Raw genomic sequence first — 22847 nt, 5'->3', positions numbered from 1 at the left:
ACCCGGACTAGACAAGTCGAACCGCCAGCTCGTAGCAGGCAAAGTGATAGGCGTCCATGATCGACTCACCATATTGCGCCGGATCGAAAGCATCTTTCCATCGACGGTTCACCACGATTTTCGTGGGAAGACGATCATCACCGACTGCTACATCCACCAGAGAAGATTTCTGTGGCGGCGAGAAGGAGGCTTCGCCGGAGGTCTCCTCCGGCGCCGGGTAACGATCCGTATCTTCCGGATCGTCGCCATAGAGGTAGTGATTCGAGGCCATACGTACTCCCTTCCGATGTACTCGAGACGGCCACCGAGTACATCGAATGCCGGCTGTGTTGATGGATCGGCGGCCGGTGTTCCGGTCGCGCGACGTAGAGCGGCGAATGTCGTGGCCGGTGACCTCCTGCCGCGGTCTGATGTCGAGCGCGACGAACCGCCGAGTCCACTCCGCGGGCATGTCCGATGTCCGTATCGCGCAGCGCTATTCGCCGATGACCGGTGGCACTGCCTTGGGCATGGAATCCAACCCGGTGAGCTCATCGCCGTGTTCCTGAGTGATCAGGTAGTCCGGAATGCCTTTGCTGGACTCCTCATCGGATTGGCCGCTACGCACACCAGACCCCATCCCGCCAGGTATGCCGCCCATGCCGGGGCGGCCGGGAGCGGTTCCCGACCGCGCGGCAACCTGGGATGCCACTGGGGCGTTCGGTGCGCCCCGGGGTGGGATCGAGACACCTGGCGCGCCGGGACCGGGCGGGCTTCCGGGGCTACCCGGCGTGCCGTGATATGGGCTACCTGGGGTGCTGGGCGAAGTGGCCGGGACGGGAACAGCCGAAGCTGGTGTGGTCGAGGCCGGCGCTGTGGACGCGGCATCGCTGCTGGCCGACTGCGATGTCTCGGCGGAATCGTCCGTGGTCGGCTCGGCGGCGTGAGCGGTCGAGTCGACGGCAGAGTCCGCGCCCGGCGGGGCCGAACCTGGCGTTGGTGTGCCCGACGGCGTTGTGCTGCCGGTATTCGTGCCACCGGTGTTATGGCCGCCGTTACCGGCACCGCCCGGGTTAGTAGCAGGCGCCGGACGAGGTATCACAGGCACGTTGGTATCGGACTCCATCACGACCGGGGCATACACGGTGCGCAGCACCCGCAGCGCCTCGACCTTCGAATTGTGCTCGGCCACATCATCGTTGCGCCAGCTACGCCCGGCCAGCAGCCCCACGGCGTTCTGCACGCCGCTGCGATGCTCCGGTGCATGCGGGACCAACTGTTTGGTCGGCTCCAACCCCGTCAGCAATTCTGCCAGTTTGCTGCTGGTCAGTCGGGCCGCATTCGAGACCTGCCCACCCTGCGCGGCGTAGTCCCGCACCGCGCTCGCCGCCGCATCGCGCGCTTCCCCCCGCCACACCCCCTCATCGGTGGCCCTGGCCATCGCATCAGTGAAGGTCTCCAGCGAGTTCTTGTGCCGCTCGGCGATGGTGTTCCACGCGCCCACCAAATCGGTGACCGCCTGCAGATCGATCTGGTCGACCTTACTGCGCAACGTGGCGACGTCGTACCGTTCGAACTCGTCCGCATCGAGCACTTCCCTCGGCCGGAATTCGCCCTGGAAGCCGAAGCCAGCAACCTGACTACGCACATCGTCCCGCTGCCGGTTGTACCTGTCCTGCACCGGATACGGGTCGGCATCGGGCTGCACGTGGAAGACCCAGTCCGTCACGGTGCGCAGCACTCGCAAACCCAGGTCCCCGACCGCCGGATTACTGAACGGGTCAGCCATCAGCCCGCCTGCTCGGTGGTATTCGCGATCCGGGTTGCGCTCTCGATGTCTTGACCGGTGATGCGCTTGAACGAGATCGCCATGACCTCACGCATGTTCTTCACGGTCTCGATGTGTTCGAGGATTACTTTGTCGATCGAGTTGTCCTCGCCAGCAGCCTGTTTCAGGAACTTCCGTTCCAGATCATGGGCCATCTTGAATTCGCCGAAGCCGGATACGTTCTGGGTTCTGGCAGTCAACCTACGCAGTGATTCCAGATCGGCGATACGCTGGTCACATGCCTTCGCACAGTGGAATGCTGCGTTCTCGTCATCGAGGTATAGTTCCCCACCCCGCGCCTGGTCGGCAAGTCGCCGCCACAACCCTTCATTGTCGTCACCCATAGGGTCCCTCCCGATCAACGCGGCAGTGCAGGAACAATCGACTCGCTGACTCGGTACAGGATCACGCACGGGTCCTCGAGATTGTCCTGGCCAGCCAGGTTCATCACGGCCAATTGCACGACCCCCTGGGATGCTGGGACCAGCATGTTGCAATCGAGATTTTTCGACGCACCCTCAACCTTGAATTGCCGGCCTTTTCGATCCGCGACCGTAACGTCCCGAAACTCAACATTCCCGGGCTTGCTCTCGAACTCAGCAACTGTGCGGCCGGTGGAGTACACCGTAATCGAGTACTTGGGTCCATCCCAGCTACAGATCTCCCAGCCGGACTGGTGCACTCCACCGATACCGGACTCCTCAGTTTCCGGATCGACCCCTGCGGCCCGGACTGCATCATCAGGAATCCCCACGCATGGGTTGAACAGAACGTTGGCCACAGTAGTGCTTGTGGTGGACGACACGCTCGGCGCTTCCTTACACGCAGCTGCGCCGGAGGCGAGCAGAAAGCTGAGCAGTACCAACGTGATTCGACGGCCCATCCCCACCCTCTCGACCAGCGACGACTCAGGTTGCGCCCACCCTAGCAGACGACTCGATGCGCTGACCGGCCCTCGACCCAGCTGGAATCGCGTACCTTCCACGGACGGAGGGTAGGAGCCGTTCGGTGATGAAGACTCCCAGAGAATGACAGGCCGGGGCAATAACGGCTCGGTCACGTCCCAGACGAGGCCGGACCGATCAGCGACACCCGACATCGGTGAATTATTCTGAGCCACAGAGAAATTCACGACGACACTGCCCGTGCAATCCACGCGGGCACAGGACCAATCATCCGCATGGAATATGGTGGCGTTGCTGTCGGTGTCGGCTGGTCCTCTGATTCCGCCTGGAGGCTCACGGCCTCACATTGAAGTGCGCTCCCGCAGCAACAGATATTTCCCCAGGAGTGTCCGATACCAACGACGATTGACTAACTAGTAAGGGTTCGACGTCAGTTCCCGCATGGTCCTCAGCGCCCTATCCAAACGGCCACACACATGTATATAAGGTCCGAGATACATTGGTGCGCAATCGAGGGGCACACCGCTGCCGAATGCGACAGCGAATCTGCCACGCTCGCTGCGTCCGCCCTGACGCCGCGACCCACCCCCGCCAAGTCCGGCGCTCGGTCCGCCCGCCACGCACTCAGCCAGTCGACGGCACATACCCGTTCAACGCAGGCCCACCCACCGACTCCCTCAGCGAACTGAGTAATAAGGCGCCCACCCAAACACCGTCAACCACCCTTCGACTACCGTCAACGACCCCCACCCACCCTCGACACACTCGCCAAGTAGCAAGGCGGTCTCCGCGATCGACCAGCACGGACAGAACGCAAGCCCACCCACCGACTCCCTCAGCGAACTGAGTAATAAGGCGCCCACCCAAACACCGTCAACCACCCTTCGACTACCGTCAACGACTCCACCCACCATCGGCACACTCGCCAAGTAGCGAGGCGGTCTCCGCGATCGGCTGGTGCGGACACTGGGATGGTGTAGTCGGTGCGCGGGAGCGATAGCGCTGACGTTGCCTGCTCGCCGACGGCGCAGGTATGGAACTCTCCGCGACCGGTGCCCGCAGAAAGCAGACCCGACAACGAGTCGAACGAGGGTCGGTATTTGATCGCGTATCAACCCGTTGTGAGCCGGATCCGCCGGCTCACAAGTCTTGGCAGGCGATTTCGAGGTCGAGAACAGTCCGTAGTCGATACCGTTCATTTCTGGGGTTCGCCAGCACGGACGGCCACACCGCACAGGACGCCGCCCACACCGCGATCGTCCTCGACCCCGCCGCCGAGCGTTCACCCATCCTGGATTCGGCCGAATGGTGATCCGCAGATTTCCCGGCCGCCTCTGGGGGTTCGGGCTCGCTTACCAGACGGTCGGCGAGATTGTCCGTGGCGCCGACGGGGTTCCCCGGGACGCGATACAGGCGGCGACAGCGGGCCGGCTGACCGAGCGCGCCACTTCCGACGAATTCCGCGCGGCGACGATATTCGATGCCCGAGGATGCCTGTACACCGCACTGACGTACGCCCACGTGCCCGAACTCGGGCCGACTCCCACCTCGGTGAACGACACGCGGACGTCTATCGACACCTGGGTCGACCTGTTCGATCGGCGTGCCGTCGCGGCGCATGCGTGGGCGGCGGCGATAACACTGGACCCCGTCCGCAACCACGCCGCCATAGCCCGGCTACGTGGCTACCCGCTCACCTGAGCACCGGCGACGCGGAGTCGGTCGATTCCGCGCGCCGAACGCACCGCCATCGTTCCTACGGCGACGGCGCTGCTGCCGCGGAGCAACGCCGTCAACGCGATCAGACCGGAAAGGTGACTCCGGTCAATTCCTCCGACACCGTCCACAATCGTCGCTGAATCGCCGTGTCATGCGATTGTCGACTCGATTCGACAACTTTCGGGTAGCCGCGGGTTTCCAAGAATCCGCCAGGTCCGTAGTACTGACCTCCGCGCGCGTCGGGGTCGGTGGCCGCACGGAGTATCGGCAAGGCGCCCATCGCCGCGCTCTGCGTGACGATGGGTGCGAGAACAGGCACGAAGGCACGCAGCGCCGCCGGCGAGTTGCGCATCAAGTCGGTGTTCGCGGCACCCGGGTGCGCCGCGACCGCGATCGTGTCGCCGGTGTCGGACAGCCGACGTTGCAGCTCGTAGGTGAACATCAGATTCGCCAGCTTGGACTGGCCGTACGCCGCCACCCGGTTGTAGGACCGTTCCCCCTGCAGATCGTCGAAATCGATCCGCGCGCGGATACGATGGCCGACGCTGCTGACGGTCACCACCCGAGAGCCCGGTACCGGCAACATTTTGTCGAGCAGCAGCCCGGTGAGCGCGAAATGCCCCAGATGATTCGTCCCGAATTGCAGTTCGAACCCGTCGGTGGTGATCTGCCTCGGCGGGTACATCACCCCGGCGTTGTTGATCAACAGATCGATGGTGGCATACGCGGACCTGAGCTGTTCGGCGGCATTACGCACGGATTCCAGCGAGGTGAGATCGAGCTGTTGGATGGTGGTGTCCGCGCTGGGGACAGCATCGGCGATATCGGCGGCGGCATGCTTACCCTTGTCCACATCCCGCACCGCCAACACCACGGAAGCGCCGTGCGCCGCGAGTGCCCGAGCGGCCTCGAACCCGAGTCCGCTGTTGGCGCCGGTGACAATCGCCACCCGGCCCTTCTGATCCGGTATGTCTTGCTCCGTCCACCTGGTCGCCACATTTCCTCCCAAGGATGTCGTCGGTCCGTCGGCTCATCCGACGAGCCCGGCGGGGGTGAGACTGATACTCACACCGTTGCGTTCGCAGAGCAGTTGTGCAAGGCGGCGCGCCCGCTTGATCGCCGGACGGCGGCGGCACCTCCTCCAGAGGCACGCGCAAGCTGCGGTTCGCGCGGCAGTCGGCGGCGACGACGTGCCGGACTTGGCCAGCACGTCGCCATGATCGGAGTTGTGTTGGAGCGCCGTCGGCAACCGCTCAGAAATCTCGCGCTTCGGAGTCCGTCGCGCCGCACCGCCGAACTTGTGGCATTCGATCGCGGACTCCGACATCTCGGTCAGCCGCCGATGGTTTGCTCGGTGCGACAGTTCCGCCCCTTCTTCTAGCAGTCTCCAGTGCCAACCTATTCGTTTCGACCGTGAGCGCCTTCATCAACTCGACGGTCTACGTGCGCTGAACGACGGGCGTAGTTTATCCGGGCTCGAACTCACCGGTCCTGCAACTGTCGAGGGGGCGGCGGCTGGGCTGGGTGCGCCACGAATCCCGGAGCGCCGAAGACCGCGACCGCCCCTGCCTACACACACCCGCGAGCGGCGCGCGCCGTGACGCCATCGCGCTTGAAAGCGGCACTCGCCGAATCAATTTCGCCGAACATGGCTTTCGGTGTCTGCACCCGTGCGCCACATCGGCGTTCTACTCTGGAAGCCGAACTCACAACGGGGTGACAGAGGTGAGCATGTGACAATCGCGAACGAGGCCGCGGCGCCGGCATTCCGGACTGCGACGCTGGGTGATCTTCCGAATATCGCCACGCTCGAGCAGACCGAATTCGCCGACCTGGCGTACCCGTACTTCGCGCTGCGCCAACTGTTCGATCTGCACGGAACACAATGGGTGGTCGCCGATCTCGACGGATCGATCTGCGGCTATGTGATGGTGGCGCTCGGCTCGCCACAGCATGCCTGGGTGATCGGGCTCGCCGTCGCACCGCAATGCCGGGGCCGCGGTTACGGACGTGCGCTCCTGGACGGAGCGCTGGCCCGGTGCCGGGTCGCCCACGTGGAGGATGTGTTCCTCACTGTCCGGCCCACCGATCAATCTGCGTCGAACCTGTACCAGAAGTCCGGGTTCGTCTGGACCGGGCACGAGGAGCGCTACTTCGGCGCGGGTGAGCCGCGCGACGTCATGGTATGTCGCATCCAGTACCGTCCCGGCACCCGCTCGATCAGCGATCCGACCTCGAACATCTGGCGCAAGCGCGGCCCACGGCCCGACTAGACGACGAAATCCGTTGCTATGGTGGGTATCACGGTGCACTGATGCGCCAGCCCCGGGGGAGGAACGCCCATGACCGAACATGAGGATGCGGTCACCCACGTGCAATTCGGGAATTCGCCCGACATCTGGATCGATCAACACGCCACGGGCTACGCCCAAGAAGTCGCGGATTACCTCGACGAGTTGAGCGCCGAGACCAGAAAGCCGGACGAGAAGCCGCTGCTCGACTCGTTCAACAATCACGTCGAGAAAGTGGTCACCGCGTTCGACCACTCGAAGATCAAGCACCGCGGTGACAGCCTGCTCTTCTCCGATATCTACGCCGCCGCCGAGGACGCCACCACCGCGATGGACGAGGTCCTGCAGCGGGCGCACATAGAGTTACTGATGGCGCTGCTGGCCGCGGAGGTCGAACTGCGCGGCCCGCTGCGTCTGAGCCGCACCCAGCACATGCGATTGGCCGACACCTACGAGAAGCTCGGTCGCCATCTCCTCGCGGCCGAACGGACCGGTCAGCGAGTCAAGAGCTTTCTCCCAGGACACGCGGCCATGGCCTTTCTGCGCGCTTCCGGTCTGCATGCGCTCAATGAAGATATCGACGCGCAGGACCGCTGCGGCCTGGCGCTGGCCAGAGCGCGCCGCGCGGCGACCTACCCGGCCTGGCGCCGGGGTGCGGGCTGGGCCTCGGATCTGTTGTGCGGCTATGGCTATCGTCCCTTCCAGCTACTCGGCTGGATCGCCGCGCAGTTGCTCGTGTTCACCGTCGCACTGTGGCTCGCCACGCCCATTCCGATCACCACATCGCTGCACATGTGCCTGATCAACTTTCTCAATCCACTGGGTCTCGGCGACCTCGAAGAGGTCGGCCGCGTCGGCCGCCCCCTGCTCATCCTCGAGGCGTACGCCGGGATCGTCTCCACCTCGGTCTTTTTCGCACTGCTGGTCCGTCGATGGTTTCGACTGTAGCCAGGCCGGAGATCAATCCGGGGTGTTGATCGTGGAGGGTCGCATGGCGGCCAGTATCGCCACCGACATCCGGTCGCGCAGTTGACCCACCCGGGCCTGCCATTCCCGGGTGAAGCCGGGTTCGTGATCCAGCTGCTTCCATAGCCCACGCAACGGCGCGGGCGCATGTGCGCCGGGCATCCAGAGGTGCGCCAGATGGGTGATCAGCGGCGCGATGAGTTCGGCGGACTCCGGGCTGGACGGCGGGTAGAGATCGGCCTCCTCGACCACCGAGTCGGCGACCGTGAGCAGCCAATCGTGCAACGCGAGCTCCTCGCAGAAGCGGTGCGCCACAGCGAGTTCCGACTCGTCGCGCACAGTCACCAGCACCGTGCGCACCAGCTCGTCCTGCAGCTGGAAGGTCAGGATCGGCTGCGGCACATCGGCGATCCGCGCGGCCCAGCGCAGGCGCGCCGTCCGCGTCTGCATCGGCGGGTGCTGATCGAGTCGCATGTCCATCCGGATCCTGGCGAGCAGCCGCTGGCTGATCGAGGCCAGATCCAGCGTGCCCTCCGGTGGCTCTCCCGTGGCGAGAAAACAACTGGCCAGCTCGGCGCCGGTCGTGTCGGTGATCCGCGAGATCACCTCCATCACCCCCACCCGGGTCAGATAGTGCGACCAGGTCTGCCGACTACTCGCCTCGGCCGCGACGACGGTGGTGTGCACCGAACTCTGCAGTACTCGTCCACCGACGACCAGCGCGTTGGTCGCCACCGTCCCGACCCCGCGGACACCGCCGCCGGGTCGAGTTGCCAGCTGACAATCCACCCCGACAGCGGTGGTCGGCGAGGTGGCGAGCGTGGTCGGCCGCTCCCGCCACCGCATCCGTCGGCCCGGGATCAGTGCGAGCAGTTCCTCCAGCATGTCACGGCCGAGCGCTGTCGAGTCCGGTACCAGACAGGTGCGGACCTCGCCGAGCAGGATCAGCGGCGCGGTGCCGGAAGATGCTGGCGCCGTCGGCTTTTCGCCGCCAGGGTGAGCCGACCTTCCCGCCAGCGGTGGCTGCCGAACCGACCGATGGTCGCGCCTGGCGCGGGCCACTGCCGCCAACCGGCGCAGCCGCTCGCCATGCGAGGGCCGGTGGGCGTCGGAACAGGAGTCCGTTGCTGCGTCCATATCAGGAACCATCCAACAGCACGTGGCTCATCCGCTCGGTCACCTTGCGCGGCACCGTCATCGCGATGTCCTCGCTCTTGCCCCGCTCGATGATCTGGTCGACCACTTCTTCTTCGAGATCGATGTGATCCAGGATCACCCGCACCGCATGTTCGATACCCAGGTACCGCTGCGGCAGCAACGACAGTGAGCGATAGGCGGCGAACGGAGTGGCCCGCGGGTTGAGTTTCACCACGGCGGGCATCTCCCACCACTGCTGCGGCCAGCCCTCCTCCGGGCGCCACAGCTGCGGATTCACGATGGGTTCGCCGTCGTAGCGCAGCATCCCGAGCCGCAGCAACTGCCAAATCGACGCCAGGAACGGACAGGACCATTTGGTGTGCACCTCCGCCCGCCCATTCACCTTCTTGGTCTGCTTGGCCCACATCTGCACATCGAGGAAGATCGAATGCTCGCGCCGGCCGAACTCCTCCGGCGGCTCGTAGGGCGAGCGATGCATGGCCTGGCCCGGCTCGTCGTCGGAGGCTCGACGGCCGTTACACAGCCAGCCCGACTCCGCGGTGGGCGGACGGCGCCCCGTCGAGCCCTCCGGCGGCTCGGCGACGATACGTGCGGCGACCATTTCGGCCAACTGGATGCGGTGCTCACCGGCCGCGCCCGACGGCGTCTCCCAACAGCCCGCCTCGCGAGCCAGATAGTCGATCCGCACGCCACATTCCGCGGCGGCGGCGAGCAGTGTGCCGAGGATCTCGGCGGGATCGGTGTCATGCCGGAAATAGTCGTCGATCAGGAAGCAGGTGCTCACCCGCGCACGCGGCCCGAACTCGGCTTGCGCCGCCACGGTGAAGGCGGTGACCAGCGGAGCGATCTTGCGGAACTGCGCGCGGATACGATCCGCGCCGTTGCAGAGATCGTTCATGTAGAAATGTCCGACCTCGATGGACAGGTGGGACAACGGAACCTTGGCGACCCGCGTCTGCTCGGCCGCCTCGCTATACCCTGCTACGTGATCCACTGGTGATCGAAAACCCTTCCAGGATGCGCTTTCGCACAGCGTCGGCGAGTGCGGATCTATTCCCAGGTCGCGGCGTGCACGAGGCGACCGGCAAGCTGGTTGAACGCCGCGGCGGTGTCCTCGTTGGCAATACTGTTGGCTACATCGGCATCGAGAATGATCTGCTCGCGCCATTGCAGCACCGGTTCCACCGGGGTCTTGCCGAGCAAGGATGTCGCGCCGAGCCGATTCTTCCCGGCCAACGTGACCAATGCTCCATTCTGTTCCTGCAACCACTTGACCTGCGCGGCGCCTGGACCGCCGGTCATTTCGTTCAATTGTGGCACCGCGGTGCGCACGTAGCGGATGTTCGCGAGAAGCTTTTTCGGATCGTGTTTCCACTCGCTGCCCGTCTCCAATAGCCCGTGCGGCCCGTGCACCAATCCGCTCGCCGCCAAGATGTGCTGGCGAGTCCAGCGGTGGAAGACCAGCCAGCGCACCGTCTTCGAGGCCAGCTGGGGCGCCGCGGTCGCGCGCAGCGCCAGCTCCATCGCCAGCGAGCGGCCCGCGCTCAGATCCACGAAACAGACCTTGAATTCCTGTTCGAGACCGACGAGCAGTTCCGCGCAACGCTTGACCACGTCGTCGTTGAGGCTGTCGAACTCGGCGCCACCTTCATCACCAGGAAAAAGCACGAGCCGTCCGGTCCTGGTCCGCATCTTGCGCAGGCCGCCGCGATCGGTTTTGGCACGCACATCGATCTGCCGGGCGATCCCGTTCTTCCCGAGCAGATACTCGTGCAGTCCGTCCCGATCCGGCGTTCCCCGCTCCATGGCGCCGATCTCGAACAGCGCGCCCGCGGTCGGCGAACCGAAGTCGAAATCGAGGTATGCCACGCTCATGCCGCTGAGACACAGCCGGTAGGCGAGATTACAGCTGGTCACCGAACGCCCGGTGCCGCCTTTGTCCGAGGTCGCGAACACGATCATGCGGTCACGTGCTCCTTGTCGCGTCCATTCGGGCATAGGCCAGACGATGCAGTTCGCGCAGCGCGTCGGCGGCCAGCACGAACGCGGTGCCCGCCTGTCTGCGCACCACCAGCTGCCTGGCCTGTTCGAGGTGTTCCTCCACCCGGTCGAGGGTGATCCGGTGCTCCGAGAAATCGTCGATACTGACGCCGAGCATTTCCTGGTTGAGCAGATGCTCGGCCTCGTTGAGCAATTCGACCGCGCGCACCACCATCGCGGGGGAGGTCAGCGGTGGCTCACGGAAAGTCCGGTCCGCGGTGACCAGGCATTCGATCACCCGCTCTGTCATATACCAGGACGGCTCGGTTTCGCGTGGCGTCCCGTTACCGAAGGCGCCGGCGGGATCGTCCCAGAGCCCGGACGCACCGCCGGTGCTGATCATTCGCGCTTCCAGATGATCCATCGTCGACTTGGCCAGATCCATCAGCCGGTCGCGGGCGGTGATGTTGCGAGAAAGACGGGCGGCCTGCAAGAGGCGCTTCAACAGCACCGGCGCGAAATCCGACACCTCCCACTGCAGCAGCGGTCCGTCGTCCACGGTCTCACTGCCGCGCAAGCCCAACCGAACACCGGGCGCGTGCATTTCCACCGCGGGATCGTCGCGCGTGGTCCGGCGGATGATCCGGCCGCGTCTGGCGAGCTCGTCGAAAATAGCCACGGCCCTGGTCAAGTCGTCGTCCGAGGCGGTGCGGTTGACCAGATCCTGGATCAGCACCGCCGACACGATAAGACTGAAATAGTCCGATTCCTCGCCATCGGACGTGCGCCAGGGGATGTCCTCCAACGGCCACGAGCCGGACCCGAATCGGGCGACCGTCGACCAATAACGCTGGGTCAGATCCCAGCGGATGCGCAGTGCCTCGGCCAGCCGATACTGCTGCTCGTCGAGCAGGTCCAGTTCCCTGGTGCGCTGCGAGATCAGGTCGTTGATGCCGTCCAGCGCGATCACGGTGAAATACAGGTAGGGGCGCGGATCGGCGATACCCGGCTCGGTAGCGATATCGCTGTCCACGAATTCGACCGGAGCCGCCTCCCGAACCAGACCCCAGCTCCAGCCGCATTCGAACAGCAGATCCTCATCGTCGAGCTCGGTGTCCGGAGTCTGGCCCAACGTGATGTCGTTGCGCAACCGCGCCCGGACCCGCTCCAGACTGCGGGTGACGCCCTCGACCACCGCCCGCTCCGGCAAGTCGCCCTGATTGAGCATGCCGAGCATGATCTGTCCCGCATCGGATTTCGGCGCGACCGTCTTGACCACGAAACTGCGGACCAGCCCGGTCATCGCGGCGGTGAGCCGAACGCTGAGCCGCTCGGTGAGCCGCTCGATCCGATCAGCCAGGTTGGTCCGCGCCTCGGCGCGCACCCACCCCTCGTAGACCCGGAGAAAACGCATCCCCGCGAGACACAGCGTCAACGACATGGAATACGCGTCGACGACCTCGATATCCTGCTGCGCCGCAGTGGGTTCACGCTCATCGGCGGAGCGTAGGTAGCTGCCCGCGCCGAAAAGGGGCTTGCCGTCCGGTTCGCCGGAACTGTCGGGCGCGCCATCCGGACCCACGCGCTGGGTGTTGCGGAAGATGTACTCCTCCAGCAAGAGGACAACGACGGTGCCGATCCTCGTCTGACCGCCGAACGGCGAAAGCACCGAGCTGACGTCATCGGCCATACCGTCGGGACGATCCAGTGCGAGACTTTCGATCTCGGTCGCGGGATAGAGCAGACACAGCAACTGCTCGGAATCACTGATCGAGTTCGCGGGTCCACGACCACCCCAGCGCCATTGGCCGCCATCCCACGACGCGGACAGCACCGATCGCCACAGATCCAGAATCTGTTGCCTCGGTTGAATTCTCACCTGCCCCTATCCCTCACCCCTCGTCGCGAGCCGCACCGGCCTCCAGCCCAGCAGAGACCCCCGACGGCGATACTGGGCAAAACTAGCACGGTCCCCGACCGCGGCGTCGGGCTCCGCGCAATTCGATATCGCACTGCGCGCACAGCCATTCCGAACGGCGGATATTCCGAATTCAGAGCGTCAGTCGCACCATGTCGGCAGTACGCGCCAAACCGGGAAACGCCTCCGGCATGGAACGTGGATGCAGCGCGTGCACCGCGAGCCGGAACATGACCGCCCGCAACAACATCTGCGGCCACTCCGGCAGATCCGCCCACCGATCCAGCAAACCGTCGTCCGCACCGCCCCAAGCCAGCGCATCCACCACAATCACGCCCGCCGCCCACGGCGCAGGCCGCCAGTACGGCGTGATGTCGGTGAGGCCGGGAGTGTTCGTACCCGCGAACAAGACCGTGCCGAACAGGTCGCCGTGCACCAGTTGCGACGGCGTCCGCAACGGCTTGCGCAGCGTGGCGAGTTGACCGATCAGTTCGATGCTGCGCCGGCCGTCCGGCGAGGTCGACAGCGGCACGCCGCCCGCATCGAGACTGTGCAAAGGCATCGCCTCCCACGCCGCGCGGTCCGCCGCGACGAACACATCCACATCCACCCACGGCGCGGCCGGTGGCTGCACCAGAAACCGCGGCCGCTCCAACGTCGCCGTGGCTTCGTGCAGGCGAAGCGACACCGAAACGACCTCGTCGTGCCGAGGTTCGGGCGTACCCTCCACATAGGTATCCGCACGCCAGCCCGACACCACGTAGCGGCCATCGGTAGCCCGCACCGGACGAGCCACCCGCAACCCGTCCACCTTCAGCGACTCACGCACCCGCGCCGACCACGCCGCACGCGCATGATCGGCGACCGGACTGAGCACCACGTCCCCGCAACGCCAGCCGCCCTCCCAGTCACCGAGCGAAACCGGGGTCACTTCGCGCAGTCCGAACGTGGCACGCACATGCTCGGGGGGTTCCACAGAAGTCACGGCCGTACCGTAACGCTCCATCTCATCAGGCGCGCCTTCGGCACGCCGGGGGTGTGTTCACGGCTGTGTTGGTTTGGCAGCGCCTGCGGCGCTGCGTGTTCGCGGTTGTGTTTGTTTGGCAGCGCCTGCGGCGCTGCCCGTTCGCGGCCCCTGTGTGGCTCGCGTCCGAGCGACCGCTGCTTGCGACTTCGTCGCGGGCGCAGCGGTCGCTCGGACGCGAGCCGGGCCGCGAACGGGGAATGCTCGGTCTCGCTTCGCTCGGAAGTGGGGGTTTAGCCGAGGTGGTTGCGGGGGCGGCGAAGGTGGTATTGCGTAGTTGCCGTACTCGGTGTGCGGTTTGTGCGGTCCAGCGCTCATTTGTGAAGCCGGGTAGGTTTCACGTGTTCGGAACGATCGTGGTGTGACGAGTGATCGCTGGGCATCCGGCTGGACGAGGGTGCGGCTTGCAGTCGGTGATTTGCTGCTTATGACTTTGTCGCGGGGTCGGTCGTTCGGTTCGAGTTGGGCCGGGTGGGGTGCTCGGTCTTGCTGATACGGAATTCGAGGCGAGGGTAGGTGGGTGGCGTCGTGTGGCGACGACTCGCCTTTGTCGTGACCGGTAACACGGAGACATCGGGGTCGACCGAGACGCCCCTACGATGACCAGCCATGATTCGCGATCACGCAGCCAGCCAGAGCGCGCGGCGTCCTGAACAGCCAGCTGTCGATCTCCGGGTAGGGGTGAGCGGCCTCGGCACATTCGATGGCGTCGTTGGCGCGCTGATCCGGTGGTTTCGGTATGGCTGGTGACCGGTCCGATTGGTGTGAACGGTTCTACGGCAGCCGGGGGCGCGGTGTGTTCGTCGGGTTCGGGTTCGGTTTCCGGTCCAGTGGTGCTGGGTTGGTCTACGCGGTGCTGATCGACCAGGCGGCGTGCGGGAGGTAGAACTCGTTGCCGGTCTCGTCGCGGGCCAGAATCGGCAACTGCAGTTCGACGCCGATCAGGCGTAGGTCGGGCTCCGGAGTCGAATCGATGGTGAGTGCGAGGGCACGGTCCGGGTAGTCGTTGCGGCTGATCACCCGATCCACCTGTTCGCCGGATGGCAACGCGTAGACCAGTTGTGCGATCCAGGGGGCGTCGGCGATCTGCTTCGGCAGCGACAGTTGCAACGGGTAGCCGGCGGGGACCTCGAGTTCAGCGGTTCGGCCGCGATGGCAATCCGGCGTCTCCGGTTCACAGGTCAGCGTGGCGAACACGGTGCCGTCCACCTTGCCTTCGGGCAGGATGCTGCAGTGCTGCATGGTCACCGCGCAATAGCTGAATGGCCGGACGGTGACCGTCTTGCCGTGCGCGTAGGCGCTGATCGTGACGTCGGGTTCCTCGGCGTTACGGACCAGTACCGCTAGAACGCCGACAAAGGCGACGGTGAGCACCAGCAAGGCGGCCGCGACCAGCGCGACGATCGTGCGTGCGTTGAGCTTGCTCACCAGAGGGGATCTCCTTGCCCTTGTCGGATGGGTGTGGTGTCCTCGCGCCGAGGCCCGCCGGGGCCGTACCGGCGGCCCGCGCTCGCGGACTGTGCCGCCGGGACCTCCTGGTCCGCGTGCTGCGGACGGTTGCCGCCGAGGCCGGGCAGCAGCGAGTGCCCGCGGAAACTGACGAAGGTCTGCACGAGCCCGATGACGACCACCGCGCTGATCACCGCGAATCCCTTCCAGTAATCGGTCGGCAGCAGAACGCCCGCCGCACCGCCGACCACCCAACTGAGCTGCAGAACCGTCTCGGAGCGGCCGAAGCCGGAGGCGATCGATTCCGGGGGAAGGTCGTCCTGGATCGCGGCGTCCAGCGACACTTTGGCCAGCGCGCTCGTCCCGGCCGCGACCAGGGTGGCCAGCGCCGCGCCGAGCAGATTGTTCGCGAACGTGGCGAACAGCGCGACCAGCGCGCAGGCAGCGGTGCAGCCGAGCACGATCAGCGCGGGTTTGCCGAGCTTGAGTCGGGCGCCGGTCGCGTTGCCCGTGAAGTTGCCGATCGCCGCGGACGCGCCGACCACGCCGAGCATGGCGGCCTGCTGCACCGGCCGATGCTCGGTCGCCTTGGCAACGAATGCGACATAGAAGGTGAGGAACCCGGTCAGTACACGGATGGCGCTGTTACCCCACAGGCCGGTCACCACCGCGCGGCCGAGTGGCTGCCTGCGCTTCCGGGGCGGCACCGCCGATGCCGAATCCTCGTCGGCCGCCAGTATCTGGGTGGTTGCGTCCGGGCCGTGATAGCTCAGCGTCGCGGGCACTTCGCCCTCGGTGACCTCGACCCAGGACGGAATGCGCACACTCAGATACGTTCCCGCGCACGCAATCAGCATGGCGAAGACCAGCGCGCCGTGCGAACCGGCGAGGGAGGCGGTGAGCGCGGCGAGCCCTCCAGCGCCGATGGTGCCGCCGACCAGGCCGAACACCGTCAGTCGGGAGTTGGTACGGACCAGATCGATGTCGGGCGGCAGAACCCGCGGCGTCACCGCGCTCTTCAGCACGGAGAATGATTTGCTGCCGATCATCATGCACAGTGCCAGCGGATACAGCGCCCAGGTGTCGAACTGGAGGATCAGCACCACCGCGACCACCGCGCGCAGTGCGAACGAGGTCGCCAGCGCCAACCGTCGGCCGCGCTGCAGGCGATCGAGCATCGGGCCGATCAGGGGGGCGATCACGGCGAAAGGCGCGATCGTGATCAGGAGATACAGCGCGACCTTCGTCTTGCTCTCGGCGGTGGCGCTGGCGAAGAACAGCGTGTTGGCCAGTGCCACCGCGATGGCCGCGTCGAGGGCGAAGTTCGCCATGGTCGCGTAAGTGAGTGCGGTGAGACCCGACTTGTCCGCGCCGTCTGCCTTGGCCGCGCGCTGGAAGGTCGCGATGCCCTTCTCGGTCAGCTGCCTGCCGCGCATGGCGGCGACCCGGGTGACCGTGAGCTTGCGTGGGATGCGCTGTGTACCGGGCGGAGCGGGGGCTTCGCCGCGTTCCGATTCGCTCGCTCGCCGGTCGCGGATGGGTTCGGCGGGCTCCGGCTCGCCCGGCGGCTGTGTCGGGTGGTGCCCGAAGACACGGTGCGACGCGGGAGTGTGTTCGGTGTCCTGCCGACCGGTCGGTAGGCGCCGCGTCTCCGGATACTCGGGACCGTGCGGCGTGTCGTGGCGCCGGGCGTCCGCTTCCTGATTCGCCCTCCGGTCGTCGTAGGCAGGCGAGACAGGGTCCGGCTCCGGTCCGAGCGGTGGCAGTGGCCTGCGGCGCCGCGGCGCATTGGGTGGCGGATATCGGACGAAGCCGGGGTGACGTTCGATCGGCGGATACTCCTCGCTGTCCCACCGATCACGGTCGGGACCGGAAGGTTCGCGGGGAGTAGTCACGCCCCCAATTCTGTCGTACTTCCGTGCTGAGCGTTCACTCGCGCTCGGTGCTGCCGGAGCCCGTGACCGCAGTGAAGCGGACTTCGAACATCGTCGGCCAGTTCTTGCCGGTGACGAGGAATCGGTCGGTGCCGGGGAGTTGGGCGATGCCGTTGAGTACGTCGGTGCCCACCCGGGCGTTCGCGGGGAGCAGATCGGCGGCATCGATGGTCGCGAGCACATGACCGGAGTCCGGGTCGATGCGCAGGATGGTGTCGGTGGGCCAGTCGTTGGCGTAGATCGAGCCGTCCGCCGCGCAATCGAGTTCGTTGAGGCGTGCGGTGTGGTGACTGGTCAGCCGTACCGAGCCGGTCGGCGCGAAGGTCACTGGATCACGGAAGGTCAGCTGGTCGGTGCCGTCGCTCATCACCAACCGGTCCGATCTCGTGCACAGGCCCCAGCCTTCGCCCTGATAGGACACCCTGCCGCGCTCGGCCAGCGTATTCGGGTCCCTGGCGATGGCCACCTGGTCCTTCCAGGTGAGTTGCCAGAGCGTGCCCTCGGCGAGGGTGATGCCTTCGCCGAAGTAGGGGACCGGCAGTGGCGCCACGGCAAGGACAGCGCCGGTCGTGAGGTTGGACGCGCGCACGCTCGACGCGACCGGCAGACCGGTGCTTTCGTAGAGGGTGTCTCCGGCGATTTCCAACCCCTGGGTGAACGCCGTCCGGTCGTGTGGCCTGGTGCCGACCACCTCGATATTCATCCTGGTTGCCCTGTCATCGGGGTCCTGGCATCCGCTCACCAGGAGCACCCCTACCAGCACACTGACAGCCAACGAACGACGATTGCGTTCCATACGGCAAAATGTATGCCGTGAGCGCAGTTTCTGTATCGGAGTCCGGCGTACGGCCGATTCTGGCTGATGCCGTTGACCTGGCCCGCCGTGCGCTCCTGGAGTTGGAGCCAGCGGGCGTCGGTGCACATCTGGGTGTGGCCGCCGAGGGCGAGAGCGCGGCGACGCATCGGTTCGAGGCGACGTTGCCCGGGTATCGCGGGTGGCAGTGGGCGGTCGTGGTGGCGGCCCCACCGGAGGCCGAGTACGCGACGGTCAGCGAGTCGGCGCTGCTGCCGGGGCCTGATGCTCTGGTCGCGCCCGCCTTCGTGCCCTGGGAACAGCGGATCAGGCCCGGCGATCTCGCGCCGGGCGATCTGCTCGCCCCGCCCGCCGACGATCCCCGCCTGCTGCCCGGCTACGTCGCGACCGGTGACCCGGTAGTCGACGAGGTCGCCTACGCGGTCGGCCTCGGCCGGGCCAAGGTGATGAGCCGAGAAGGTCGCGCGGAGGCCGCCGAGCGCTGGTACGCCGAGCGCGGTCCCGATTCCGAGATGGCCAAAGCCGCGCCGTCCACCTGTGGCCTGTGCGGTTTCTACCTGCCACTGGCTGGGTCGCTACGCGCCGCCTTCGGCGTCTGCGGCAACGCCATGGGCGCCGATGGACTCGTGGTTCATGTCGCCTACGGCTGCGGCGCTCATTCCGACACCATCCTTCCCGGCGGCGGCGGTTCCCCGATCTACCAGGCGTACGACGATGACGCCGTCGAGATGATCGCGCGCGAGTCGGACCGGGTCCTGCCCGTCCCCGAGGATTCCACGTCCCCCTCCGAGATTTCGACCACCGCGTCGACGCCAGCGGGCGACGATTCCGAGCAGATCACGGCCGACGCGAACGCTGGCGATACGTCGACGGCGGCTGATATCGCAACCGGTGTTGCCGAGCCGACCGCGAAATCCGCTCCGGCTTCGGGCGCGCCGCAGCGCTTCGACGCCGTGATGGGCGATGACCGTGAACCGGTTGCGGAGAGTGCGGAATCGACGCCGGTCGGCGCGCACTCCGCGGTGACCGAGTCAGCTATCGGCGAGTCCGGCACCGGTCGGTCGAACACCGCAGGGCTGGACATCGAGGGCCCCGACGCGGAGGCCGCCTCGGAGACACCCGGTGACGCCGCGCATACCCCCGGCCCGCAGTCGGCGGCCGACGAGGCCGCGGACGCCGAACCCGCTGAACCGGGCGGATCGGAAGAGGCTGGTTCGGCAGGCGAGCAGGTAGTCGATGACGAGTCGGAATCCGCGACGCGGCCGGAGTTCCCGTCATCGCCGCGGAGCTGACCGAGACCGCCGATCCGTTCGGCACATCGGTACTGCGCGCGGCAGTTCTTGCCGCATGGCGTGATTCGCCGACTCGGCTGCGGGAGGACGCCGCCACCGAAGCAGATCTGGTGCGCGCCGGATATCGCGACCGGTTGCTGACCGAGTTGGCGCAGAACGCCGCCGATGCCGCGGGCAAGGCGGGCGTCGCCGGTCGGCTCGTCGTCCGGCTCGACGGTAGCGACCTGCACATCGGTAATACCGGTGCGCCGCTGGATCTGTCCGGTGTACACGCGCTTACCGCGCTGCGTGCGTCGGGGAAGTCCGATACCGGTACGGTCGGCCGGTTCGGTGTCGGCTTCACCGCGGTGCTCGCGGTGAGCGAGGACATCGAACTGCGCTCGACTTCCGGATCGCTACGATTCTCCCGAGATCAGACTCGGGATGCCCTGTGTCGCAGCGGTATCCCGCTCCCGGGCGCCGACCTCGGTGAGTTCGTCCCGCCGACGCTGAGGTTGGCCTGGTCGATCGAGTCGAGACCGGCACCAGGCTTCGACACCGAAGTCGTGCTCCGCCTGCGCGATGACGTGGACGCCGGCGCACTGCTCGCCGGAATGCGCGCCGAAGCCGTCGATCTGCTGTTGGAACTGCCCGCCTTGCAGCGTATCCGCATCGGCTCCGAGGAATTCGTGAGCAGTGCCGAAGACATGGGCGACGGACTGCACGAGGTGTACGTCGACGGTCCGGGCGACGAGCAGCGGACATGGTGGCAGTATCGCGCGCCGCGCGCCCGTTGGCTGCTGCCGGTGCGCGACGGCAGGCCGGTCGCCGCGGCGCCGGATGTGCTGCGTGCGCCGACCAGATCCGACGAAGAGCTCTCCCTGCCGGCCCTGGTCATCGCGGACATTCCCATGCAGCCGGATCGCCGCAGGTTGTTGCCCGGCGCCCGGCTCGCCGAGTTGGCCGAGGGCTACGCGGATTTCGCCCGGGTGCTCCCGCCCCGCGACCGCCTCGTGCTCGTTCCGGCGCCCGGTTTCGCGCGAAGCGAGGCCGACGGCCTGCTGCGCGAAGCTCTGGTCCGCGAACTCCAGACCCGACCATGGTTGCCTGTCGTGGTACCCCCGCGCCTCGTGTCCGAGCACGTCGTCGGCGGCGAGCCGTATTCGGCGGGTGACGCGTCGGGCGGTGAATCGCGTGACAGGTCGCAGAGCGAACCGGCCTACGCGCTGGATGACGCGCAGGTGTACGTCGGCGTGTCGGACCAGGCTTTCGGCGGTTCGCCGTTCACCGCGAATCTGCCCACGTCGTCGGACATCGCGGCGCCCACCCGCGCGCAGGTCTTCACCGGCCTCACACCTGAACTGGCTGCCCTGCTCGCTGACGTGGTCGGCCCCTTGGTGATCCCGGAACTCTCCGGCCGGGTACACAGCGAGGCGATGAACGTGCTGGATGCCCACCGGCTCGGGTTGGCGCGCCTCGCGGAGCTGTCCGGTGGCCTGGAGCGACCGCCGTCGTGGTGGTCGTCGTTGTACGCGGCGCTGGAGCCGTTCGTCGTGGATCCGCTCGCGGCGGAGGAGTTGGGCGCGCTGGCGGTTCCGCTGGCCGACGGCCGAGTGGTTACCGGCCCGCGGACAGTGGTGCTGGACGATCAACTCGAGGTCGCGATCCCGGTGCACTGGGCCAGGCTCGCGCATCCGGCGGCGGCGCATTCGCTGCTGGCCCGACTCGGTGCGCGTTCGGCCACCGCCGAGGACCTGTTGAGCGACCCTGGATTACGCGCCGACCTGGAGGATCGCCCCGGCGATCCGGATACCGCCGACGCCGTTCTCCGGCTTGCCGCCCATGCCGATCCGGACGCGTTGCCGTCCTGGCTCAGTGCGCTCGAACTGCGCGACACCGGAGGCGAATACCTACCCGCCGACGAACTGCTGTTGCCGGGTGCTCCGTTGCGTGATCTGTTGGTCGAGGATGCGCCGTTCGGCACGGTGGACCCCGCTCTGGTCGATCGCTACGGCGCGGCCGCGTTGCGTGCCGTCGGCGTCGGCTGGGACTTCAGCGTGGTCGTCGAGGCCGATCCGACCGGCCCGGACCACGATCTGGACGACGAGGACCACTGGTGGTCGACCCTGCGGGACGATCCGCCGGAGTTGGCGGCGGTCCGCGACCTCGAACTGGTTGCCGATGCGGCATGGCCGGAAGCGTTACGGCAGTTGGCCGCCGCGCCGCGCACCTACCGGTTGCTCGCGGACGCCGACGGTTATACCGCGTGGTGGCTGCGCAGATACGCGCGGATCGACGGCACCGCGCTCGGGCTGCTCCGTCGCCCCGCCGACACCGAATTCGTTGGTTTGCTGCCCACGTTCGCCGTAGCCGATCTCGACGCCGAGGCCTTCCGCGCCGTGCTCGCCGACCCGGAAACGATCACCGCGGACCTCGCGGCCGCGTTGCTGGCTGCGCTCGCCGATCCGGCGAAGACGCCCGCGGTGGACGTGGTGTCGCGCACGCACGCCCGCTTGGCGGCCGCCGTCGCCGCGGATCGCCTCGACCTGACCGACCTCGATCCGCCCGACCGGGTCCGCGTGTTGTCGGGCGCCGTGGTGGATCCCGGTGACGCTTTCGTTCTCGACCAGCCCTGGTTCGGCCTGGCGGTGCCGCCGGACCGTTTGGTGGCGGGCGCCGTCGACACCGCGTCGGACCTGGCCACGCTGCTCGATCTTCCGCTGGTGTCCGATTCGGTCACCGCCGAGGTGGTCGGCGAAGGACGGCGCACGAGCTGGACGACGCAACCGCTGGGAGTTGTTCTGCGCCAACTGTTCACCTTGCCCCCGCAGGAGGGCGAACTGGTCGTGCACGACGATCTGCTGGTGCGTCTCGGTGGCGCGATCGAGAGCACCGTCGCCGTGTCCTGGTGGCGGGACGGCTCGACGGTCCATGTCCGCGCGCCGCGCACGCAAGACTGAACCGGGTTTACTCGGCCGCGTATCCCGTGAGTATTTCGCCCAGCAGATCGAGCTGCTCGCGCACGCTTTCGCTGTCGTCGTCCACCAGCCAGCGCAGTACGACGCCATCGATCACGTTGAGCGTGAACCGGCTCAGCGTCTGCACCGGGACCGACCACCGATTCCCGGTCGCGTCGCGAGCGTGTTCCAGGATATCGGCGACGGTGGAGTCGTTGAAGTTGTACTGCTCGCGCGCGATCGCGAGTTTTGCGGGGGTTTGTTCCCCTTCGCGTAGTGCGTAAGTGGTCGTTTCGTAAGTGAGCAGCTGCCGTTCCGGAGTGGCTTCGATGTTGAGCCACATGAGTTCCAATCCGGCGCGGATCAATTTTTGAAGGGCTTCTTTTCCACTTCCGACGTCTTGCCACACCGTTTCGTTTGCGTCCACGGAATCGCGCAATTCCATCGATAGCGCTTTGACCAGCTCGGTCATCAGCGCGTCCTTGTTTTCGAAACAGTAATGCACCACACCAAGCGAGACACCGGCCGCTTGGGCGACATCGCGCGTGGTCACGCCCGCAACGCCCTTTTTCTCGGCAAGGCCGATCGCGGCCTCGATAAGGTGAGCCCGTCGTTCTTCAACGCTCAATCGGGAGGACACTCAAGGGAGTTAAG

At 66.4% G+C, this 22847-nt stretch carries 18 protein-coding genes and 1 pseudogene; 5 read left to right on the top strand and 14 right to left on the bottom strand.

Going from position 1 to position 22847, the window contains the following annotated elements:
- Positions 1-7 precede the first annotated feature (7 nt).
- The 4 genes from AB0B25_RS03835 to AB0B25_RS03820 all read right to left on the bottom strand — a co-directional run bounded on the left by AB0B25_RS03835 (position 8) and on the right by AB0B25_RS03820 (position 2690).
- Positions 8-271, bottom strand: a complete 264-nt coding sequence (locus AB0B25_RS03835) for a hypothetical protein (protein WP_357174269.1) — start codon at positions 269-271, stop codon at positions 8-10.
- 204 nt (positions 272-475) lie between these two features.
- Complete coding sequence (locus AB0B25_RS03830) at positions 476-1768, bottom strand: hypothetical protein (RefSeq protein ID WP_357174265.1); 1293 nt, start codon at positions 1766-1768, stop codon at positions 476-478.
- On the bottom strand, positions 1768-2151 hold the full coding sequence (locus tag AB0B25_RS03825; protein WP_357174263.1) for a hypothetical protein: 384 nt from the start codon (positions 2149-2151) through the stop codon (positions 1768-1770). Before AB0B25_RS03825 ends, AB0B25_RS03830 begins: the two co-directional genes overlap by 1 nt.
- Before the next feature lie 14 nt (positions 2152-2165).
- Entirely contained in the window at positions 2166-2690 is a 525-nt protein-coding gene (locus AB0B25_RS03820; protein ID WP_357174948.1) for a DUF3558 domain-containing protein, read from the bottom strand.
- A 1327-nt stretch (positions 2691-4017) separates the two neighbouring features.
- Here AB0B25_RS03820 and AB0B25_RS03815 point away from each other — a divergent pair.
- Positions 4018-4413 carry a hypothetical protein gene (locus tag AB0B25_RS03815; protein WP_357174261.1) on the top strand — a complete coding sequence of 132 codons (396 nt, stop codon included), beginning with the start codon at positions 4018-4020 and terminating at the stop codon, positions 4411-4413.
- Positions 4414-4513: 100 nt separating this feature from the next.
- On the opposite strand, the gene AB0B25_RS03810 is transcribed toward AB0B25_RS03815, so the two are convergent.
- Positions 4514-5428: an SDR family NAD(P)-dependent oxidoreductase gene (locus AB0B25_RS03810; protein ID WP_357174258.1), complete on the bottom strand. Its 915-nt coding sequence runs from the start codon at positions 5426-5428 to the stop codon at positions 4514-4516.
- Positions 5429-6164: 736 nt separating this feature from the next.
- On the opposite strand from AB0B25_RS03810, the gene AB0B25_RS03805 reads away from it, so the two are divergent.
- On the top strand, positions 6165-6704 hold the full coding sequence (locus tag AB0B25_RS03805; RefSeq protein WP_357174256.1) for a GNAT family N-acetyltransferase: 540 nt from the start codon (positions 6165-6167) through the stop codon (positions 6702-6704).
- Positions 6705-6773: 69 nt separating this feature from the next.
- Positions 6774-7670 carry a hypothetical protein gene (locus AB0B25_RS03800; protein ID WP_357174253.1) on the top strand — a complete coding sequence of 299 codons (897 nt, stop codon included), beginning with the start codon at positions 6774-6776 and terminating at the stop codon, positions 7668-7670.
- Positions 7671-7682: 12 nt separating this feature from the next.
- Here the strand turns inward: AB0B25_RS03800 and AB0B25_RS03795 are convergent, their stop codons facing one another.
- From AB0B25_RS03795 to AB0B25_RS03760, 8 genes are all read right to left on the bottom strand, one after another.
- The gene (locus AB0B25_RS03795; protein WP_357174250.1) at positions 7683-8825 is read right to left on the bottom strand and encodes an SCO2521 family protein; all 1143 of its coding nucleotides are present in this window, start codon (positions 8823-8825) and stop codon (positions 7683-7685) included.
- A gap of 1 nt (position 8826) precedes the next feature.
- A complete protein-coding gene (locus AB0B25_RS03790; protein ID WP_357174247.1) occupies positions 8827-9840 on the bottom strand; it encodes an SCO2522 family protein in 1014 nt (337 codons plus the stop codon).
- Between the two features lie 56 nt (positions 9841-9896).
- Positions 9897-10808, bottom strand: a complete 912-nt coding sequence (locus AB0B25_RS03785; protein WP_357174244.1) for an SCO2523 family variant P-loop protein — start codon at positions 10806-10808, stop codon at positions 9897-9899.
- A gap of 4 nt (positions 10809-10812) precedes the next feature.
- Positions 10813-12705, bottom strand: coding sequence for an SCO2524 family protein (locus AB0B25_RS03780; RefSeq protein WP_357174241.1), 1893 nt, complete (start codon positions 12703-12705; stop codon positions 10813-10815).
- 172 nt (positions 12706-12877) lie between these two features.
- A complete protein-coding gene (locus tag AB0B25_RS03775) occupies positions 12878-13729 on the bottom strand; it encodes a TIGR02569 family protein (protein ID WP_357174238.1) in 852 nt (283 codons plus the stop codon).
- A gap of 885 nt (positions 13730-14614) precedes the next feature.
- Positions 14615-15196 carry a DUF2771 domain-containing protein gene (locus AB0B25_RS03770; RefSeq protein WP_357174235.1) on the bottom strand — a complete coding sequence of 194 codons (582 nt, stop codon included), beginning with the start codon at positions 15194-15196 and terminating at the stop codon, positions 14615-14617.
- Positions 15193-17112, bottom strand: a complete 1920-nt coding sequence (locus tag AB0B25_RS03765) for an MFS transporter (RefSeq protein ID WP_357174233.1) — start codon at positions 17110-17112, stop codon at positions 15193-15195. The genes AB0B25_RS03770 and AB0B25_RS03765 overlap by 4 nt, the downstream gene beginning before the upstream one ends.
- Before the next feature lie 34 nt (positions 17113-17146).
- Positions 17147-17947 carry a glutaminyl-peptide cyclotransferase gene (locus tag AB0B25_RS03760; RefSeq protein WP_357174230.1) on the bottom strand — a complete coding sequence of 267 codons (801 nt, stop codon included), beginning with the start codon at positions 17945-17947 and terminating at the stop codon, positions 17147-17149.
- An 8-nt stretch (positions 17948-17955) separates the two neighbouring features.
- On the opposite strand from AB0B25_RS03760, the pseudogene AB0B25_RS03755 reads away from it, so the two are divergent.
- Positions 17956-18705: pseudogene (locus AB0B25_RS03755) on the top strand (DUF3027 domain-containing protein); the annotation flags it as partial.
- A gap of 548 nt (positions 18706-19253) precedes the next feature.
- Complete coding sequence (locus AB0B25_RS03750; protein ID WP_357174945.1) at positions 19254-22196, top strand: ATP-binding protein; 2943 nt, start codon at positions 19254-19256, stop codon at positions 22194-22196.
- A 7-nt stretch (positions 22197-22203) separates the two neighbouring features.
- On the opposite strand, the gene AB0B25_RS03745 is transcribed toward AB0B25_RS03750, so the two are convergent.
- Positions 22204-22821 carry a TetR/AcrR family transcriptional regulator gene (locus AB0B25_RS03745; protein ID WP_357174227.1) on the bottom strand — a complete coding sequence of 206 codons (618 nt, stop codon included), beginning with the start codon at positions 22819-22821 and terminating at the stop codon, positions 22204-22206.
- Between the last annotated feature and the right edge of the window lie 26 nt (positions 22822-22847).

Origin of the sequence: Nocardia sp. NPDC049190, assembly GCF_040648115.1 — a bacterium.
Classification (GTDB): domain Bacteria; phylum Actinomycetota; class Actinomycetes; order Mycobacteriales; family Mycobacteriaceae; genus Nocardia.
Note: the sequence above shows the minus strand (reverse complement) of the source record. Positions and strands in the feature narration are given on the sequence as shown.

Coding starts and splice junctions, on each gene's coding strand:
- AB0B25_RS03835 (WP_357174269.1), bottom strand. CDS start 271: ATGGCCTCGAATCACTACCTCTATGGCGACGATCCGGAAGATACGGAT.
- AB0B25_RS03785 (WP_357174244.1), bottom strand. CDS start 10,808: ATGATCGTGTTCGCGACCTCGGACAAAGGCGGCACCGGGCGTTCGGTG.
- AB0B25_RS03820 (WP_357174948.1), bottom strand. CDS start 2,690: ATGGGCCGTCGAATCACGTTGGTACTGCTCAGCTTTCTGCTCGCCTCC.
- AB0B25_RS03795 (WP_357174250.1), bottom strand. CDS start 8,825: ATGGACGCAGCAACGGACTCCTGTTCCGACGCCCACCGGCCCTCGCAT.
- AB0B25_RS03800 (WP_357174253.1), top strand. CDS start 6,774: ATGACCGAACATGAGGATGCGGTCACCCACGTGCAATTCGGGAATTCG.
- AB0B25_RS03825 (WP_357174263.1), bottom strand. CDS start 2,151: ATGGGTGACGACAATGAAGGGTTGTGGCGGCGACTTGCCGACCAGGCG.
- AB0B25_RS03760 (WP_357174230.1), bottom strand. CDS start 17,947: ATGGAACGCAATCGTCGTTCGTTGGCTGTCAGTGTGCTGGTAGGGGTG.
- AB0B25_RS03830 (WP_357174265.1), bottom strand. CDS start 1,768: ATGGCTGACCCGTTCAGTAATCCGGCGGTCGGGGACCTGGGTTTGCGA.
- AB0B25_RS03815 (WP_357174261.1), top strand. CDS start 4,018: ATGGTGATCCGCAGATTTCCCGGCCGCCTCTGGGGGTTCGGGCTCGCT.